The sequence below is a fragment of the Serratia sp. LTN-2 genome (genome assembly GCF_059740205.1).
Genome location: NZ_JCAXDO010000005.1, coordinates 285780 through 299035 on the forward strand (window position 1 = coordinate 285780; position 13256 = coordinate 299035).

At 59.8% G+C, this 13256-nt stretch carries 17 protein-coding genes; 9 read left to right on the forward strand and 8 right to left on the reverse strand.

Annotation, left to right across the window (positions count from 1 at the left end; translation table 11 throughout):
* The first annotated feature begins 117 nt into the window (after nucleotides 1-117).
* Nucleotides 118-672 (forward strand): cytochrome b, encoded by a 555-nt coding sequence (locus tag AC6BYQ_RS13285; protein WP_063919187.1) that lies wholly within the window; start codon nucleotides 118-120, stop codon nucleotides 670-672.
* Between the two features lie 23 nt (nucleotides 673-695).
* The gene (locus AC6BYQ_RS13290) at nucleotides 696-1274 is read left to right on the forward strand and encodes a YceI family protein (RefSeq protein ID WP_019455856.1); all 579 of its coding nucleotides are present in this window, start codon (nucleotides 696-698) and stop codon (nucleotides 1272-1274) included.
* Nucleotides 1275-1316: 42 nt separating this feature from the next.
* On the opposite strand, the gene trhO is transcribed toward AC6BYQ_RS13290, so the two are convergent.
* Complete coding sequence (gene trhO / locus AC6BYQ_RS13295; protein WP_063919186.1) at nucleotides 1317-2384, reverse strand: oxygen-dependent tRNA uridine(34) hydroxylase TrhO; 1068 nt, start codon at nucleotides 2382-2384, stop codon at nucleotides 1317-1319.
* A gap of 33 nt (nucleotides 2385-2417) precedes the next feature.
* Nucleotides 2418-2711, reverse strand: a complete 294-nt coding sequence (locus AC6BYQ_RS13300) for a hypothetical protein (RefSeq protein WP_139285534.1) — start codon at nucleotides 2709-2711, stop codon at nucleotides 2418-2420.
* A 67-nt stretch (nucleotides 2712-2778) separates the two neighbouring features.
* On the opposite strand from AC6BYQ_RS13300, the gene AC6BYQ_RS13305 reads away from it, so the two are divergent.
* From AC6BYQ_RS13305 to AC6BYQ_RS13320, 4 genes are all read left to right on the forward strand, one after another.
* Nucleotides 2779-3699 carry a Kdo(2)-lipid IV(A) acyltransferase gene (locus tag AC6BYQ_RS13305; protein WP_025159951.1) on the forward strand — a complete coding sequence of 307 codons (921 nt, stop codon included), beginning with the start codon at nucleotides 2779-2781 and terminating at the stop codon, nucleotides 3697-3699.
* Between the two features lie 100 nt (nucleotides 3700-3799).
* Nucleotides 3800-4084 carry a YciI family protein gene (locus AC6BYQ_RS13310; protein WP_063919185.1) on the forward strand — a complete coding sequence of 95 codons (285 nt, stop codon included), beginning with the start codon at nucleotides 3800-3802 and terminating at the stop codon, nucleotides 4082-4084.
* 199 nt (nucleotides 4085-4283) lie between these two features.
* On the forward strand, nucleotides 4284-5522 hold the full coding sequence (gene mdtG / locus AC6BYQ_RS13315) for a multidrug efflux MFS transporter MdtG (RefSeq protein ID WP_498057008.1): 1239 nt from the start codon (nucleotides 4284-4286) through the stop codon (nucleotides 5520-5522).
* Between the two features lie 474 nt (nucleotides 5523-5996).
* A complete protein-coding gene (locus AC6BYQ_RS13320) occupies nucleotides 5997-7550 on the forward strand; it encodes a peptide MFS transporter (protein ID WP_019455861.1) in 1554 nt (517 codons plus the stop codon).
* 50 nt (nucleotides 7551-7600) lie between these two features.
* Here the strand turns inward: AC6BYQ_RS13320 and AC6BYQ_RS13325 are convergent, their stop codons facing one another.
* The 4 genes from AC6BYQ_RS13325 to AC6BYQ_RS13340 are packed head-to-tail and all read right to left on the reverse strand — an operon-like array spanning nucleotide 7601 to nucleotide 9162.
* On the reverse strand, nucleotides 7601-7999 hold the full coding sequence (locus tag AC6BYQ_RS13325; protein ID WP_019455862.1) for a VOC family protein: 399 nt from the start codon (nucleotides 7997-7999) through the stop codon (nucleotides 7601-7603).
* Nucleotides 7990-8418, reverse strand: coding sequence for a YeeE/YedE family protein (locus tag AC6BYQ_RS13330; protein ID WP_019455863.1), 429 nt, complete (start codon nucleotides 8416-8418; stop codon nucleotides 7990-7992). Before AC6BYQ_RS13330 ends, AC6BYQ_RS13325 begins: the two co-directional genes overlap by 10 nt.
* Nucleotides 8419-8420: 2 nt before the next feature.
* Nucleotides 8421-8855 (reverse strand): YeeE/YedE family protein, encoded by a 435-nt coding sequence (locus AC6BYQ_RS13335; protein ID WP_498057009.1) that lies wholly within the window; start codon nucleotides 8853-8855, stop codon nucleotides 8421-8423.
* The gene (locus tag AC6BYQ_RS13340) at nucleotides 8845-9162 is read right to left on the reverse strand and encodes an ArsR/SmtB family transcription factor (protein WP_019455865.1); all 318 of its coding nucleotides are present in this window, start codon (nucleotides 9160-9162) and stop codon (nucleotides 8845-8847) included. The genes AC6BYQ_RS13335 and AC6BYQ_RS13340 overlap by 11 nt, the downstream gene beginning before the upstream one ends.
* Before the next feature lie 136 nt (nucleotides 9163-9298).
* On the opposite strand from AC6BYQ_RS13340, the gene AC6BYQ_RS13345 reads away from it, so the two are divergent.
* A complete protein-coding gene (locus AC6BYQ_RS13345; protein ID WP_498057010.1) occupies nucleotides 9299-10090 on the forward strand; it encodes an AraC family transcriptional regulator in 792 nt (263 codons plus the stop codon).
* On the opposite strand, the gene leuA is transcribed toward AC6BYQ_RS13345, so the two are convergent.
* The gene (gene leuA / locus AC6BYQ_RS13350) at nucleotides 10050-11729 is read right to left on the reverse strand and encodes a 2-isopropylmalate synthase (RefSeq protein ID WP_498057011.1); all 1680 of its coding nucleotides are present in this window, start codon (nucleotides 11727-11729) and stop codon (nucleotides 10050-10052) included. The two genes, AC6BYQ_RS13345 and leuA, sit on opposite strands and share 41 nt — an antisense overlap.
* A 209-nt stretch (nucleotides 11730-11938) precedes the next feature.
* Here leuA and AC6BYQ_RS13355 point away from each other — a divergent pair, with 209 nt between their 5' ends.
* Nucleotides 11939-12313, forward strand: coding sequence for a MysB family protein (locus tag AC6BYQ_RS13355; RefSeq protein ID WP_498057012.1), 375 nt, complete (start codon nucleotides 11939-11941; stop codon nucleotides 12311-12313).
* 34 nt (nucleotides 12314-12347) lie between these two features.
* Complete coding sequence (locus AC6BYQ_RS13360; protein ID WP_498057013.1) at nucleotides 12348-12893, forward strand: GNAT family N-acetyltransferase; 546 nt, start codon at nucleotides 12348-12350, stop codon at nucleotides 12891-12893.
* Nucleotides 12894-12899: 6 nt separating this feature from the next.
* Here the strand turns inward: AC6BYQ_RS13360 and AC6BYQ_RS13365 are convergent, their stop codons facing one another.
* Complete coding sequence (locus AC6BYQ_RS13365) at nucleotides 12900-13145, reverse strand: YceK/YidQ family lipoprotein (protein WP_498057014.1); 246 nt, start codon at nucleotides 13143-13145, stop codon at nucleotides 12900-12902.
* Between the last annotated feature and the right edge of the window lie 111 nt (nucleotides 13146-13256).

The following is a 13256-nucleotide window of genomic DNA, read 5'->3' on the forward strand; positions in this document are numbered from 1 at the left end:
CAAACAAATTCACTGACTAATATTTCAAAGTAGTAACATAGTTAAATTTATTATTGATTTTATGTTTCCTAAAGTTTAATTATTGCAGCCAGCCAATCGGTAATCGAAGGAAACAGGATGCTCTGGAAAAATACCGCCGATCGTTTCGGCCATGTGTCAGTGTTGATCCACTGGCTGGTGGCGCTGACGGTATACGGCATGTTCGCGCTCGGCCTGTGGATGGTCACGCTGGGCTATTACGACGTCTGGTACCACCAGGCGCCGGAGATCCACAAAAGCATCGGCGCGCTGCTGTTCATCGTCATGGTGATCCGCGTGATCTGGCGCTTTGTCTCGCCGCCGCCCAAGCCTTTGGCCAGCTATGGCCGCCTCACTCGCGTCAGCGCCATCCTCGCGCATCTGGCGCTGTACGCCGTGTTGTTCGGCATTCTGATCAGCGGCTATCTGATCTCGACCGCCGACGGCCAGCCGATCAGCGTGTTCGGCTGGTTCGACGTGCCCGCCACCGTCACCGGTATGGCCGAACAGGCCGATACCGCCGGCGCCATACACCTTTACCTGGCCTGGACCGTGGTCGTGCTTTCGGTACTGCACGGGCTGGCCGCGCTTAAACATCACTTTATCGATCGTGATGTCACTTTGAAACGGATGCTGGGTAGCAGCGCCGATTAACCTTTGGATTTATGGAGATTGCTATGTTGAAAAAGACCGTATTGGGCCTGACCGCAGGCGCCCTGCTGCTGAGCGCCGGTTCCGCACTGGCGGCGAATTACAAGATCGACAAACAGGGCCAGCATGCCTTTATCGAATTCCGCATCCAACACCTGGGCTACAGCTGGCTGTACGGCAGCTTTAAAGACTTCGACGGCGGCTTCACCTTCGACGAAAAAGATCCGTCCAAGGACAAGGTCAATGTGACCATCAATACCGCCAGCGTCGACACCAACCACGCCGAGCGCGACAAGCATCTGCGCAGCGCCGAGTTCCTCAACGTGGAGAAGAACAAGCAGGCCAAGTTTGAATCCACCGAAGTGAAGAAAAACGGCGACGGTTATGCGGTGGTCGGCAACCTGACGCTGAACGGCGTGACCAAGCCGGTTACGCTGGACGCCAAACTGATTGGCCAGGGCAACGATCCGTGGGGCGGCTACCGCGCCGGCTTTGAAGCCAACGGCAAGATCAAGCTGAAAGACTTCGGCATCACCACCGATCTGGGCCCGGCATCGCAAGACGTTGAGCTGATCATCTCCGTAGAAGGCGTGCGCGAGAAATAAAAAAAACCCGGCCAGACGGCCGGGCTTCTCATTTCCTCAGGCTCAGCGGGCTGGGCCTTCTTCTTCCGGTGCCGGAATGTGCATCGTGGTCTGCAACAATCCTTTCGATTTATTGAAGATCTTGACGCCATTCTCACGGCCGGCACGGCGCGCGCGCTGCTCTTCGCGCGGCAACTTCAGCTCTTCGCGGCAAATCTCGCTGCAGCACCCTTCAAACTTGGCGGCGCAGCTCGGGCACTGAATGAACAGCAGGTGACAGCCGTCGTTCTTGCAGTTGGTGTGGGTATCGCATGGCGCACCGCACTGGTGGCAGTTGGCGATCACATCGTCGGAGATGCGTTCGCCCATGCGCTCATCGAACACGAAGTTTTTGCCGATGAACTTCAGCGGCAACCCCTGCTCTTTCGCTTTGCGAGTGTACTCGATGATCCCGCCTTCCACGTGGTAGATGTTTTTAAAGCCGTTGTGCAGCATATAGGCGCTGGCTTTTTCACAGCGAATGCCGCCGGTGCAGTACATGACGATGTTTTTGTCTTTGCTGTCCTGCAGCATCTCCACCGCCATCGGCAGCTGATCGCGGAAGGTATCCGATGGCACCTCGATGGCATTTTCGAAGTGACCGACTTCGTACTCATAGTGGTTGCGCATATCGACGAATACCGTGTTCGGATCGTCGATCATCTGATTGACGCGATCGGCCTGCAGATACTCGCCGACGTTGCTCGGATCGAAGCTGTCGTCATCGATGCCGTCGGCCACGATGCGCTCGCGCACCTTGAGGCGCAGCACCCAGAAGGATTTGCCGTCGTCTTCCAGCGCGATGTTCAGGCGCACCTGATCCAGCGCCGGGTGCGAGGCGAACAGCGCGGCTTTGAACGCGTCGAAGTTATGCTGCGGCACGCTGATCTGCGCGTTGATGCCCTCTTTCGCCACGTAGATGCGGCCGAACACCTTCAGTTTTTCAAACTGAACGTACAGGCTGTCGCGAAACGCTTTGGGATCGTCGATGGAGAAGTATTTGTAAAAAGAAACTGTGGTGCGCGGCTCGGTTTCCGCCAGCATGCGCGCCTTCAGTTCCTCGTTAGAAATTCGGTTATGTAACACTGGCATGGTGTACTTTCCTGTCTTTCGGGAGGTGACTGATTACCGCGCGCTGCCAACCGGCCCGCGCGCGGCGCACATCATACCCGAAAAACCGGCGCAGCGCACAGCTGCGCACGAGCCAAGGGCCGCCATATCGCTGCCTTGTGCACCATGGCATCGCCGAAGATGCCCATGCCGTTGTCCTTGCACAGGAAATTTTGTGGAAAAATCCCGCACCTGATGCATATTTAACGCCGAAAAGGGGATTTTAATGCGTTGTTTTTTCCCGACGCGCCAGAAAAATGCCACAATAGTCGCAAACAAACGGCAGAAACGAACCTGACGGCCGAGCATATCCGCCGCCAGACCATGCTATGACTCTGTCATTACACTTAAACAACCGTATTCAAACAGAGAATCCATGACTCAAGTTCCTACTTTCAATCGTTCCTTATTGCACCCGCGCTACTGGCTGACCTGGGTAGGCATCGGCTTGCTGTATCTGCTGGTGTTGCTGCCTTACCCCGTCATCTACTGGCTCGGCACCTCGATCGGTCGGTTTTCCATGCGCTTTCTCAAGCGGCGCGTCGTTATCGCCCAACGTAACCTCGAGCTCTGTTTTCCCGACATGCCGCAGGCCGAACGCGATGCGCTGGTGGTAAAGAATTTCGAGTCGGTCGGCATGGGTCTGTTTGAAACCGGCATGGCGTGGTTCTGGCCGAACTGGCGCATCGAGCGTTGGTTCAAGGTCAGCGGCCTGGAGCATATCCAAAAAGCGCGCGATAACCATCAGGGCGTGTTGCTGATTGGCCTGCACTTTTTGACGCTGGAGCTGGGCGCGCGCATCTTCGGCATTCACAACCCGGGCATCGGCGTTTACCGCCCGCACGACAACAAGCTGATGGACTGGCTGCAAACCTGGGGACGCATGCGCTCCAATAAATCCATGTTGGATCGCAAGGACGTCAAAGGCATGATCCGCGCCCTGAAACAGGGCGATATCATCTGGTATGCGCCGGATCACGACTACGGCCCGCGCAGCAGCGTTTTCGTGCCGCTGTTCGCGGTGGACAAAGCCGCCACCACCACCGGCAGCTACGTGCTGGTGCGGATGGGCAAGCCGGCGATCATTCCGTTCACCCCGCGCCGCCTGCCGGACGGCAAAGGCTATGAGCTCATCATGCAGCCGGCGGTGGAGAACTTCCCGCTGGATAACGAACTCGACGCCGCCGCCTTTATGAATAAAGTAGTGGAAAAAGAGATCCTGATGGCGCCGGACCAGTACATGTGGCTGCATCGCCGCTTCAAGACTCGCCCGGAAGGCGAGCCTTCGCTGTACTGACCTAAAAACCCGCCGCCGGCGGGTTTTTTATTGCGCGCCCCTTGAGAATCGCCGGCGAGGGTGGGATGGTAAAGCCTTTGCCGCCACCCCCGGAGCCGCTATGTACATTGTCAGCCTGACCTACCATCGCCCGATTGCCGAAGTCGACAGCCACCTTGACGGGCACATCGCCTGGCTTAAACAATATTTTCAGGACGGCACCTTCGTCGCCTCCGGCCGCAAGAATCCCCGCACCGGCGGCGTGATCCTGGCCAAGGGCATTGAACGCGCGCGTCTGGACGCCATCCTGGCCGAAGATCCCTTCAACGCCGTGGCCCACTATGAGGTCACCGACTTTAGCGCCACCACCACTGCCGCCGGTTTCGAGGCGCTGGCCGGACTATAAAACGCTGTAAATTCCGCGCGATAAGCGCGGAATAAGGTTTAAACGCCATTTTTAAAACTTTATTTCATTTTTACCCCGTTCTTCGTCCCCTCGTTTGCCGTTGCCGCGCTGGCGGCGCATACTTATCAGGCTAACTTTCACGTTTTGCCCCTTCACCTTGCCGCTGGCAAAACGCGTCACCTTTCGGCAGTGGACATTTATGGCTTCGGCAGCAGAACCCGTTAACTGGAAACGCAACCTTTTCGTCGCCTGGCTGGGATGTTTTCTCACCGGTGCCGCCTTCAGCCTGGTGATGCCGTTTCTACCGCTGTACGTAGAGACGCTGGGCGTAACCGGCCATCAGGCGCTCAACATGTGGTCCGGCCTGCTGTTCAGCATCACCTTCCTGTTTTCCGCTATCGCCGCGCCGTTTTGGGGCGCTCTGGCCGACCGACGCGGCCGCAAACTGATGTTGCTGCGCTCCGCATTGGGCATGGCGATCGTCATGGTGCTGATGGGCATGGCGCAAACGGTCTGGCAGTTTCTCGTGCTGCGCGCGGTGCTGGGGCTGCTCGGCGGGTTCATCCCCAACGCCAACGCGCTGATCGCCACCCAGGTGCCGCGCAACCGCAGCGGTTGGGCCCTGGGCACCCTGTCTACCGGCGGCGTAGGCGGTGCGCTGATCGGCCCGCTGATCGGTGGTCTGTTGGCCGATCTGTACGGGCTGCGCCCGGTGTTTTATATCACCGCCGCGGTGTTGTTCGCCTGTTTCGTGCTGACGCTGCTGTATGTCAAAGAGCAATTCACCCCGGTACAAAAACGCGACATGTTGCACGCACGGCAGGTGTTCGCCTCGCTGAAGAACCCGAAGCTGGTGCTCAGCCTGTTCGTCACCACCATGATCATTCAGATCGCCACCGGCTCGATTGCGCCGATCCTGACGCTGTATGTGCGCGATCTGGCCGGCGCCACCCATAATCTGGCGTTTATCAGCGGGCTGATCGCCTCTGTGCCCGGCGTCGCGGCCTTGATGAGCGCCCCGCGGCTGGGCAAACTGGGCGATCGCATCGGCCCGGAGCGGATTCTGGTATGCATGCTGCTCCTTTCGGTGCTGCTGCTGATCCCGATGGCGTTCGTGCAAACGCCGTGGCAGCTTGGGGTACTGCGTTTTCTGCTGGGGGCGGCCGACGGCGCGCTGCTGCCGGCGGTACAGACGCTGTTGATTTATAACTGCACCAATCAGGTGGCCGGCCGTATTTTCAGCTACAACCAGTCGTTCCGCGACGTCGGCAACGTCAGCGGTCCGCTGCTCGGCGCCGCGGTCTCCGCCGGCTACGGTTTCCGCGCGGTCTTCTGCGTCACCGCGCTGGTGGTGCTGTTCAACGCCGGCTATTCCTGGTGGTGTCTGCGGCGGCGCCCGGGATACATGCGGGAAGACACGCTGCAAGAGGAGCAATAGCTGCATTTATCGCCAGTTTTCGCCGTTGACCGGATCAACGGCGCATTTCCCATACTTTTAATAGTGCCTCCCCCGAAGCGGTGAATTTTTGCCTCACTCAGAACATTCTTATCGCAACAGTTTGTTTATCAACAAAAAACAAACTTTCAGCACATAAAACCCGCTGTCAATCTTATTCCTGCTTTAACCAACGGAAAAACCAGAAAAGGAGATGCTTGTCGACTTTTCGTCTAAAAAATGGGATACAGGTACTAGACAAAACCAACGACCAGTTATCAAATGGTTAAATAATATCACGCCAGATGTGAACCATCGGCCAAGTGAAGAAAAGGTCAGCACGCTTTCCACGGTTTATCAGCGTTGCAGCCGCGGTTTTGTCGGGTAATCCGCATTGGGCGGAGCGCCTTCATTAAATACACATACATACCACAGTACGGGCTGCAGCCTTGCAGCGCCTTTTATTGGGAAATCGTTATGCAATCCTCTGTCAATAAGTCAGAAAGCCGGACCTTCTTCGGCCATCCCTATCCGCTGGGTTCGCTGTTCTTCACCGAAATGTGGGAGCGCTTCTCGTTCTACGGCATCCGTCCGCTGCTGATCCTGTTTATGGCCGCCACCGTGTACGACGGCGGTCTGGGTCTGGCGCGTGAGAACGCTTCGGCGATCGTCGGCATCTTCGCCGGCAGCATGTACCTGGCGGCGCTGCCGGGCGGCTGGCTGGCGGACAACTGGCTCGGCCAACGCAAGGCCGTCTGGTACGGTTCGATCCTGATCGCGCTCGGCCACCTGTCGATCGCCCTGTCCGCGGTGATGGGCACCAACCTGTTCTTCATCGGCCTGATGTTCATCGTGCTCGGTTCCGGCCTGTTCAAGACCTGTATCTCGGTGATGGTCGGCACGCTGTACAAGAAAGGCGATGCGCGCCGCGACGGCGGTTTCTCGCTGTTCTACATGGGCATCAACATCGGCTCGTTCATCGCTCCGCTGATCTCCGGCTGGCTGATCAAATCACACGGCTGGCACTGGGGCTTCGGCATCGGCGGTATCGGGATGCTGGTGGCGCTGGTGATCTTCCGGGTGTTCGCCGTACCGGCAATGAAACGCTATGACCGCGAAGTGGGCCTGGACTCCACCTGGAACAGCCCGGTCGCGAAGAAAAAAGGCGTCGGCGCCTGGCTGCTGGCGCTGGCAGCCATCCTGGTGGCCGTCATCGTGCTGATCGCCCAAGGCACCATCGTCATCAACCCGGTCGAGGTGGCCAGCGTGCTGGTGTACGTGATCGCCGCGTCGGTCACCCTGTACTTCATCTATCTGTTCGCCTTTGCCGGCCTGAGCCGCAAAGAGCGCGCACGCCTGCTGGTGTGCTTCATCCTGCTGATCTCCGCCGCGTTCTTCTGGTCGGCGTTTGAGCAGAAACCGACCTCGTTCAACCTGTTCGCCAACGATTACACCAATCGCATGATTGGCGGCTTCGAGATCCCGGCGGTGTGGTTCCAGTCGATCAACGCCCTGTTCATCATCCTGCTGGCACCGGTGTTCAGCTGGGCCTGGCCTGCGCTGGCACGCAATAACGTGCGTCCGAGCAGCATCACCAAGTTCGTGATCGGCATCCTGTGCGCCGCCGGCGGCTTCGGCCTGATGATGCTGGCCGCGCAGAACGTGCTGAGCAATGGCGGCGCCGGCGTATCGCCGCTGTGGCTGGTGGGCAGCATCCTGATGCTGACGCTGGGTGAACTGTGTCTGAGCCCGATCGGGCTGGCTACCATGACGCTGCTGGCGCCGGAGAGAATGCGTGGGCAAATGATGGGGCTGTGGTTCTGCGCCAGTGCGCTGGGCAACCTGGCGGCCGGTCTGATCGGCGGTCACGTCAAGGCCGACCAACTGAATATGCTGCCGGATCTGTTCGCTCGCTGTTCAGTCGCGCTGCTGATTTGCGCCGCCGTGCTGATTGTGTTGATCGTACCGATTCGCCGCATGCTGGAAAATACCCAGTCCAAGAGCGCGCCAAAACCGGCGACCAACGCCTGACGGATAAACCGTTTTCATCTCGCAAACCGGCGCTCGATGCGCCGGTTTTTTTATGCTTGCCAGGCCTGATGTTGCAATACCACCCGGTAGCCATCAGGATCTTCAAAGGTTTGCCCCGCCCGATCCCAATAGGGATTATAGGCGGCGACCGATAGGAACCCCGCCGCCCGCATCCGCTCACACGCTGCGCGCCAATCGTTCTCATCCGGCAGATAAAACACCAGCAGATGATCCTGCGTCGGCGCCTGTCCGACTCGCACTCCGCGATGCTGTGTGAACTCCAGATGGTAGGCATGCTGCGGATGCCCGATCATAATGCCGTCAAAGCCCTGATGATCGACAAACTCGCCCAGCCTTTCGAATCCCAACCCGCGGCAATACAGCGCGGCGATCTCTTGCAACCGATCCGTGGGGCGCGCGATCCGCAACACCGCTTTGGCTATCGACATGAACGCCTCCGCCTCATGATAATTTCATACAGCGCCATACCCGCCAGCATCGCCAACAGGAACGGCCACACCCGCTGCATCTCCGCTCCCGCCAGCACCCAGGCGGGGCCGGGGCAGATGCCCGCGATGCCCCAGCCGATGCCGAACAGCGCGCTACCCGCCAGCAAACGGCGATCCACACGTCCGGCGGCCGGTATCTGCAATGTTTCCCCCAACAGGCTCCGTTCGCGTCGCCGCGCCCACAGGAAGGCCGGCGCCGCTACCGCGATCGCCCCAGCCATCACTAACGCCAGCGAAGGATCCCACTGGCCGGTAACGTCGAGAAACGCCAACACCTTAGCCGGATTGGCCATGCCGGCGACGATCAGCCCCAGACCGAAAATGACGCCGCTCAGCAACGCCAACAACGATTTAAGCATTTTCACCCTCCCAACAGGTGGCGCATCAGCCAGACGGTCATAAACCCCAGCAGCATGAACACCGCCGTGGCGGCCAGCGAACGCGGCGCCAACCTTGCGACGCCGCACACGCCGTGCCCGCTGGTGCAACCGCTGCCCAATCGAGTGCCCAATCCCACCAACAGCCCTGCGGCCGCCAGCCAGCCGCTGCCGGTCGCGATCTCACCAGACGGCAAAGCCGCAGCGGCAGCATACAGCCAGGGAGAGAGCAACAACCCGCCAATAAATGCGACGCGCCAGCCCCGCTCCCAACCGCCGGCGCTCAATAAGCCGCCGGTAATGCCGCTGATACCGGCGATCCGGCCGTTGAACAGCAGCAGCAGCGCCACCGCTGCGCCGATAATGGCCCCGCCCGCCAACGCGGAATAAGGCGTGAAATGTTGCCAGTCAATGTTCATCGCGGTTCTCCGGCTGTGGGCAATAGAGTTGATACAGGGTATGGAGCAGCGCCAGCGCTTTGGCATCGGCCACCGCATAGTAAATCTGCTTGCCGGCGCGCCGGGTGGAGACCAAGCCTTCCTCACGCAGCACGCCAAGCTGTTGGGACAGCGTCGGCTGGCGGATATCCAGCGCCTGCGCCAACTCGCTCACCGCCATTTCTCCCTGGCTGAGCCGGCACAGCAGCAGCAGCCGATCTTCATTGCCTAAGGTGCGCAGCATCGCGCCGGCCTGCGCCGCCGCCTTGCGCATCGCGTCTATGTCCATTGACCCCCCAAACAATTTATAAAATTATATAATATTATTTTATATACCATCTAACCGTGCCGCGCCACCGGCTGGTGCTAAACCGCGCCTCATGGCATGCTGTTATTCCCTTTTCGCCGCGCGGAGAACACTCACCATGCTGTTGTTTCACGACGTTCTGCCGGCCAATCAGCCTATCCGGCCATTAGCCAAAGATTATCGCCACGGCGACAGCGAGCCGGAGCACTACCATCATTGCGCACAGCTGATACACAGCCTGAGCGGTGTAGTGCAGGTCACAACCCGGCTTGGCAGCTGGGTGGTGCCGCCCGGCCGCGGCGTCTGGGTGCCGGCGAAAATGGTGCACAGCCTGCGCATCACTGGCCAGGTGGCAGCCAGAACGTTGTTCGTCGATCCATTGGCGCGCGCCGATCTGCCGGCCCAATGCCAGGTGGTGCAGGTTTCGCCATTGCTGCGCGAGCTGATTATCTGTGCGATGGAGATTGCGCCAGGCTACCCAAGCGGCGGGCGCGATGAGCGGGTGATGGAACTGATTCTGGATGAGTTAAGGATGCTGCCGATCCTGCCGCTGCACCTGCCGGAACCGCGCGAAGCCTCGCTGCTCGCCCTGTGCCGCCATATACAGACCTCACCGGCGCAGCCCTGGACGCTGGAACAGGCGGCCGTTCGCCTCAGCGTCAGCGGACGCACCCTGTCACGACGCTTCCAGCGAGAAACCGGGCTGCGTTTTAGCGATTGGCTGCGACGCGCCCGTTTGCTGGCGGCATTAAACGCGCTGGCGACCGGCCGTTCAGTATTGGAAGTCGCGCTGGATCTCGGCTATGACAGCCCCAGCGCGTTCAGCGCCATGTTTCGCCGGGTGCTGGGCGTCGCGCCCAGCGACTATTTCACTCGAACCGCGACGCCAGATAGCGCCCGGCAACGTTGAACAGCGCCTGCAGCGAGGCACTGGCGGAGTCGACGTCGATGCCAACGCCGTAGCTCGCCTCTCCATGCGGCAAGACGCAGCGAATGTAGGCCACCGCTCGACTGTCGCTCTGATGCCCCAACGTGTGTTCGTGGTAATCCTCGATCGCCAACGGCAAGCCGAAACGCTGACGTAACGCATCCACCGCGCTGGAAAGCAGACCGTTGCCGGCTCCCTGCAGCCGCAATTGTTCTCCTGCGCAAGCGACTCGTGCGTTGAAGCTGTATACCTCTGCGCCGTGGCTTTCCGTCTGGTAGCTCAGCAGCTGCAAGCACGGCTGCTCCACCAGCCCGTAAGTGTCGCGGAATAAACGCCACAGCTGTGCGACGCTCATTTCCTTACCGCTGCCGTCGGTCGCCCGCTGTACCACCTGGCTGAAATCGATCTGCAAACCGCGCGGCAACGCCAGCCCATGATTCTGTTCCAACAGCCAGGCGGCGCCGCTTTTGCCGGACTGGCTGTTGACCCGGATCACCGCCTCATAGCTGCAACCGACATCGGCGGGATCGAGCGGCAGGTAAGGCACCTGCCAGCGGCCATCTTGCCGCTGTCGCTGTGCGGCGAAGCCTTTCTTGATCGCATCCTGATGCGAACCGGAGAAGGCGGTAAACACCAACTCGCCGGCATAAGGATGGCGAGGATGCACCGGCAGCTGATTGCACTGCTCCACCACCTCCACCACCTGCTTCAGGCGGCTAAAGTCCAGGCCCGGCGCCACGCCCTGGGTATAGAGATTCAACGCCAGCGTCACCAGATCGACGTTGCCGGTGCGTTCACCGTTGCCGAACAGACAACCTTCGACGCGGTCGGCGCCGGCCAACAGCGCCAGCTCCGCGCAAGCCACGCCAGTACCGCGATCGTTATGCGGGTGCACGCTGATCGTCACGTCGGCGCGACGACTGAAATGGCGACAGAACCATTCGATCTGATCGGCATACACGTTGGGAGTGCTCACCTCCACCGTCGCCGGCAGATTGATGATCATCGGCCGTTGTGCCCCCGGTTGCCATGCATCCGCCACCGCTTCGCAGATCTCCAGCGCGAACTCCAATTCGGTAAAGCAGAAGGTCTCCGGCGAATACTCGAAGCACCAGGCGGTATCGGGCTGCGCCTCGCAATGTCGGCGAATGCGGCGCGCGCCGTTCACCGCCAGCGCCACGGTCGCCGCCTTATCCTGGCGGAACACGATGTCGCGAAACATCGGCGCAGTGGCGTTATACAAATGTACGATGGCCCGCGGGGCGCCCTGCAATGCCTCAAAAGTGCGATCGATCAGATCATCGCGCGACTGCGTCAGCACCTGAATCGTGACGTCGTCCGGGATCAGCCGCTCGTCGATCAGCGCGCGCACAAAGTCGAAGTCCGTTTGCGACGCCGAAGGGAAAGCCACTTCGATCTCATTGAAACCGCACTGCAACAGCAACTGATAAAACTCGCGTTTGCGTGCATTATCCATCGGCTCCGCCAGCGCCTGATTGCCGTCGCGCAGATCGCTGGAGCACCAGCGCGGCGCCTGTCGCAGCGTGCGCGAAGGCCACTGGCGATCCGGTAACGCCACCGGCGGGAACGGTCGGTATTTGTGTGAAGGGTCGATTAACATGGGCTTCTCCTGACGCCTGAGTGAACGATAACGTCATTATTTCCCGCCTCCGCCTCTGCTTCTCCCGCTTTGCAGACAATCGTCGTCGCACAACGGACAATAAAAAAATTTGCATCCTGCGCCAGTCAGACAACAATTAGTTTTGATATTTCTCCCACCGCGCCAACAGTACGCCGGGCGCTTTACTCTCATCGTCAACGGAGGCGAACATGAGCCTGTATGCAACCCTGGAAGAAGCCATCGAGGCCGCACGCGAAGAGTTTATCGACACCGCAGAAGGCGGCGATGGCGAACCGCCGGTGCCGCAGCAGTTCAATCTGCAAAAGTACGTGATGCAGGATGGCGATACGATGTGGCAGGCGGAGTTCTTCGAAGACGAAGGCGAAGCGGTGGAATGCCTGACGCTACGCAGCGGTGCGGCGGCGCAGGCGATTTTCGACGGTGACTACGACGAGGTGGAAATCACCGCCGAGTGGATAGACGAAAATACCCTGTACGAATGGGAAGAAGGCGACTTCCAGCTCGAGCCGCCGCTGGACACCGAAGAGGGCCAGGCCGCCGCCGATGAATGGGATGAGCGCTAATCCGCTCCAGAGATTTTATCGCCAAGGAGGCAACATGATTATTCGTCAGGCCCGTCCCAGTGACTACCCCGCCATTTTGCAGCTGCAGGGGGAAAACGTGCCGGAAGCGCTCGACGAGCGCCAAAAACGGCAGGGATTTATCGTTTCACGCATGAATGAGGCACAGCTGGCGGCGATCAACCGCGGCATCGGCATAGTAGTGGCGGAACAGGATGGCCAACTGGCAGGATTTGTTTGCCTGATGCCCGCCGACGTGCAACCGCGGCCGCCGGTGGTGGACGCGATGCTGGCAACGCTCGTCACGCAGTCCTTCGCCGGCCGGGCGCTGAGCGAGCAGCGAGTGTTTCTCTACGGCCCGGTCTGCCTCGACGCCGCCTGGCGCGGCAAGGGCGTGCTGAAACGCCTCTACGACGAGGTCAAAGCGCACACCCGCCATGATTACGACGTGGGCGCGCTGTTTATCGACGACGACAACCCGCATTCGCTGGCCGCTCACGTGCAGGGGCTGGGCATGACGGCGCTGACGCCTTTCCACTGCGGACAAAAAGGCTATCAGCTGGTGGTGTTCGCCACCCGCTGAACGGATCTATTCATAGGGGCCATGCTGCGCATCGAACGGCAGCATAAAGGTGTCCACCACCATCGACAGCGGCACGTCTATCACCGTAACGTAGCGCCAGGGTGTATCGCGCAGATCCCACTGCACGCCGGGATAATACTGGTGGCCATGCCCGGCACCGGGCACGGTGCGGCTGATGATGCTGCCGCAGCCGGTTAAGGCCATCACGCCGGCCGCCACGCAGGCCAGGCGAAAGTAGGAAGAGAGCTTCACGACATTAACTCTGAGCAAAGGGTTGTTTCGCGAGTGAACAATGCATTGGCCGCAGTCTATCACAGTTCCCTTTCTCCACCGGTACCGGCGCGCGTAAGCAAAAGGTAAAAA

Bases quoted from the DNA above. Each gene is read 5' to 3' on its own strand.
- AC6BYQ_RS13285 (WP_063919187.1), top strand. From the start codon at position 118: ATGCTCTGGAAAAATACCGCCGATCGTTTCGGCCATGTGTCAGTGTTG.
- AC6BYQ_RS13290 (WP_019455856.1), top strand. From the start codon at position 696: ATGTTGAAAAAGACCGTATTGGGCCTGACCGCAGGCGCCCTGCTGCTG.
- trhO (WP_063919186.1), bottom strand. From the start codon at position 2,384: ATGCCAGTGTTACATAACCGAATTTCTAACGAGGAACTGAAGGCGCGC.
- AC6BYQ_RS13300 (WP_139285534.1), bottom strand. From the start codon at position 2,711: ATGCTCGGCCGTCAGGTTCGTTTCTGCCGTTTGTTTGCGACTATTGTG.
- AC6BYQ_RS13305 (WP_025159951.1), top strand. From the start codon at position 2,779: ATGACTCAAGTTCCTACTTTCAATCGTTCCTTATTGCACCCGCGCTAC.
- AC6BYQ_RS13310 (WP_063919185.1), top strand. From the start codon at position 3,800: ATGTACATTGTCAGCCTGACCTACCATCGCCCGATTGCCGAAGTCGAC.
- mdtG (WP_498057008.1), top strand. From the start codon at position 4,284: ATGGCTTCGGCAGCAGAACCCGTTAACTGGAAACGCAACCTTTTCGTC.
- AC6BYQ_RS13320 (WP_019455861.1), top strand. From the start codon at position 5,997: ATGCAATCCTCTGTCAATAAGTCAGAAAGCCGGACCTTCTTCGGCCAT.
- AC6BYQ_RS13325 (WP_019455862.1), bottom strand. From the start codon at position 7,999: ATGTCGATAGCCAAAGCGGTGTTGCGGATCGCGCGCCCCACGGATCGG.
- AC6BYQ_RS13330 (WP_019455863.1), bottom strand. From the start codon at position 8,418: ATGCTTAAATCGTTGTTGGCGTTGCTGAGCGGCGTCATTTTCGGTCTG.
- AC6BYQ_RS13335 (WP_498057009.1), bottom strand. From the start codon at position 8,855: ATGAACATTGACTGGCAACATTTCACGCCTTATTCCGCGTTGGCGGGC.
- AC6BYQ_RS13340 (WP_019455865.1), bottom strand. From the start codon at position 9,162: ATGGACATAGACGCGATGCGCAAGGCGGCGGCGCAGGCCGGCGCGATG.
- AC6BYQ_RS13345 (WP_498057010.1), top strand. From the start codon at position 9,299: ATGCTGTTGTTTCACGACGTTCTGCCGGCCAATCAGCCTATCCGGCCA.
- leuA (WP_498057011.1), bottom strand. From the start codon at position 11,729: ATGTTAATCGACCCTTCACACAAATACCGACCGTTCCCGCCGGTGGCG.
- AC6BYQ_RS13355 (WP_498057012.1), top strand. From the start codon at position 11,939: ATGAGCCTGTATGCAACCCTGGAAGAAGCCATCGAGGCCGCACGCGAA.
- AC6BYQ_RS13360 (WP_498057013.1), top strand. From the start codon at position 12,348: ATGATTATTCGTCAGGCCCGTCCCAGTGACTACCCCGCCATTTTGCAG.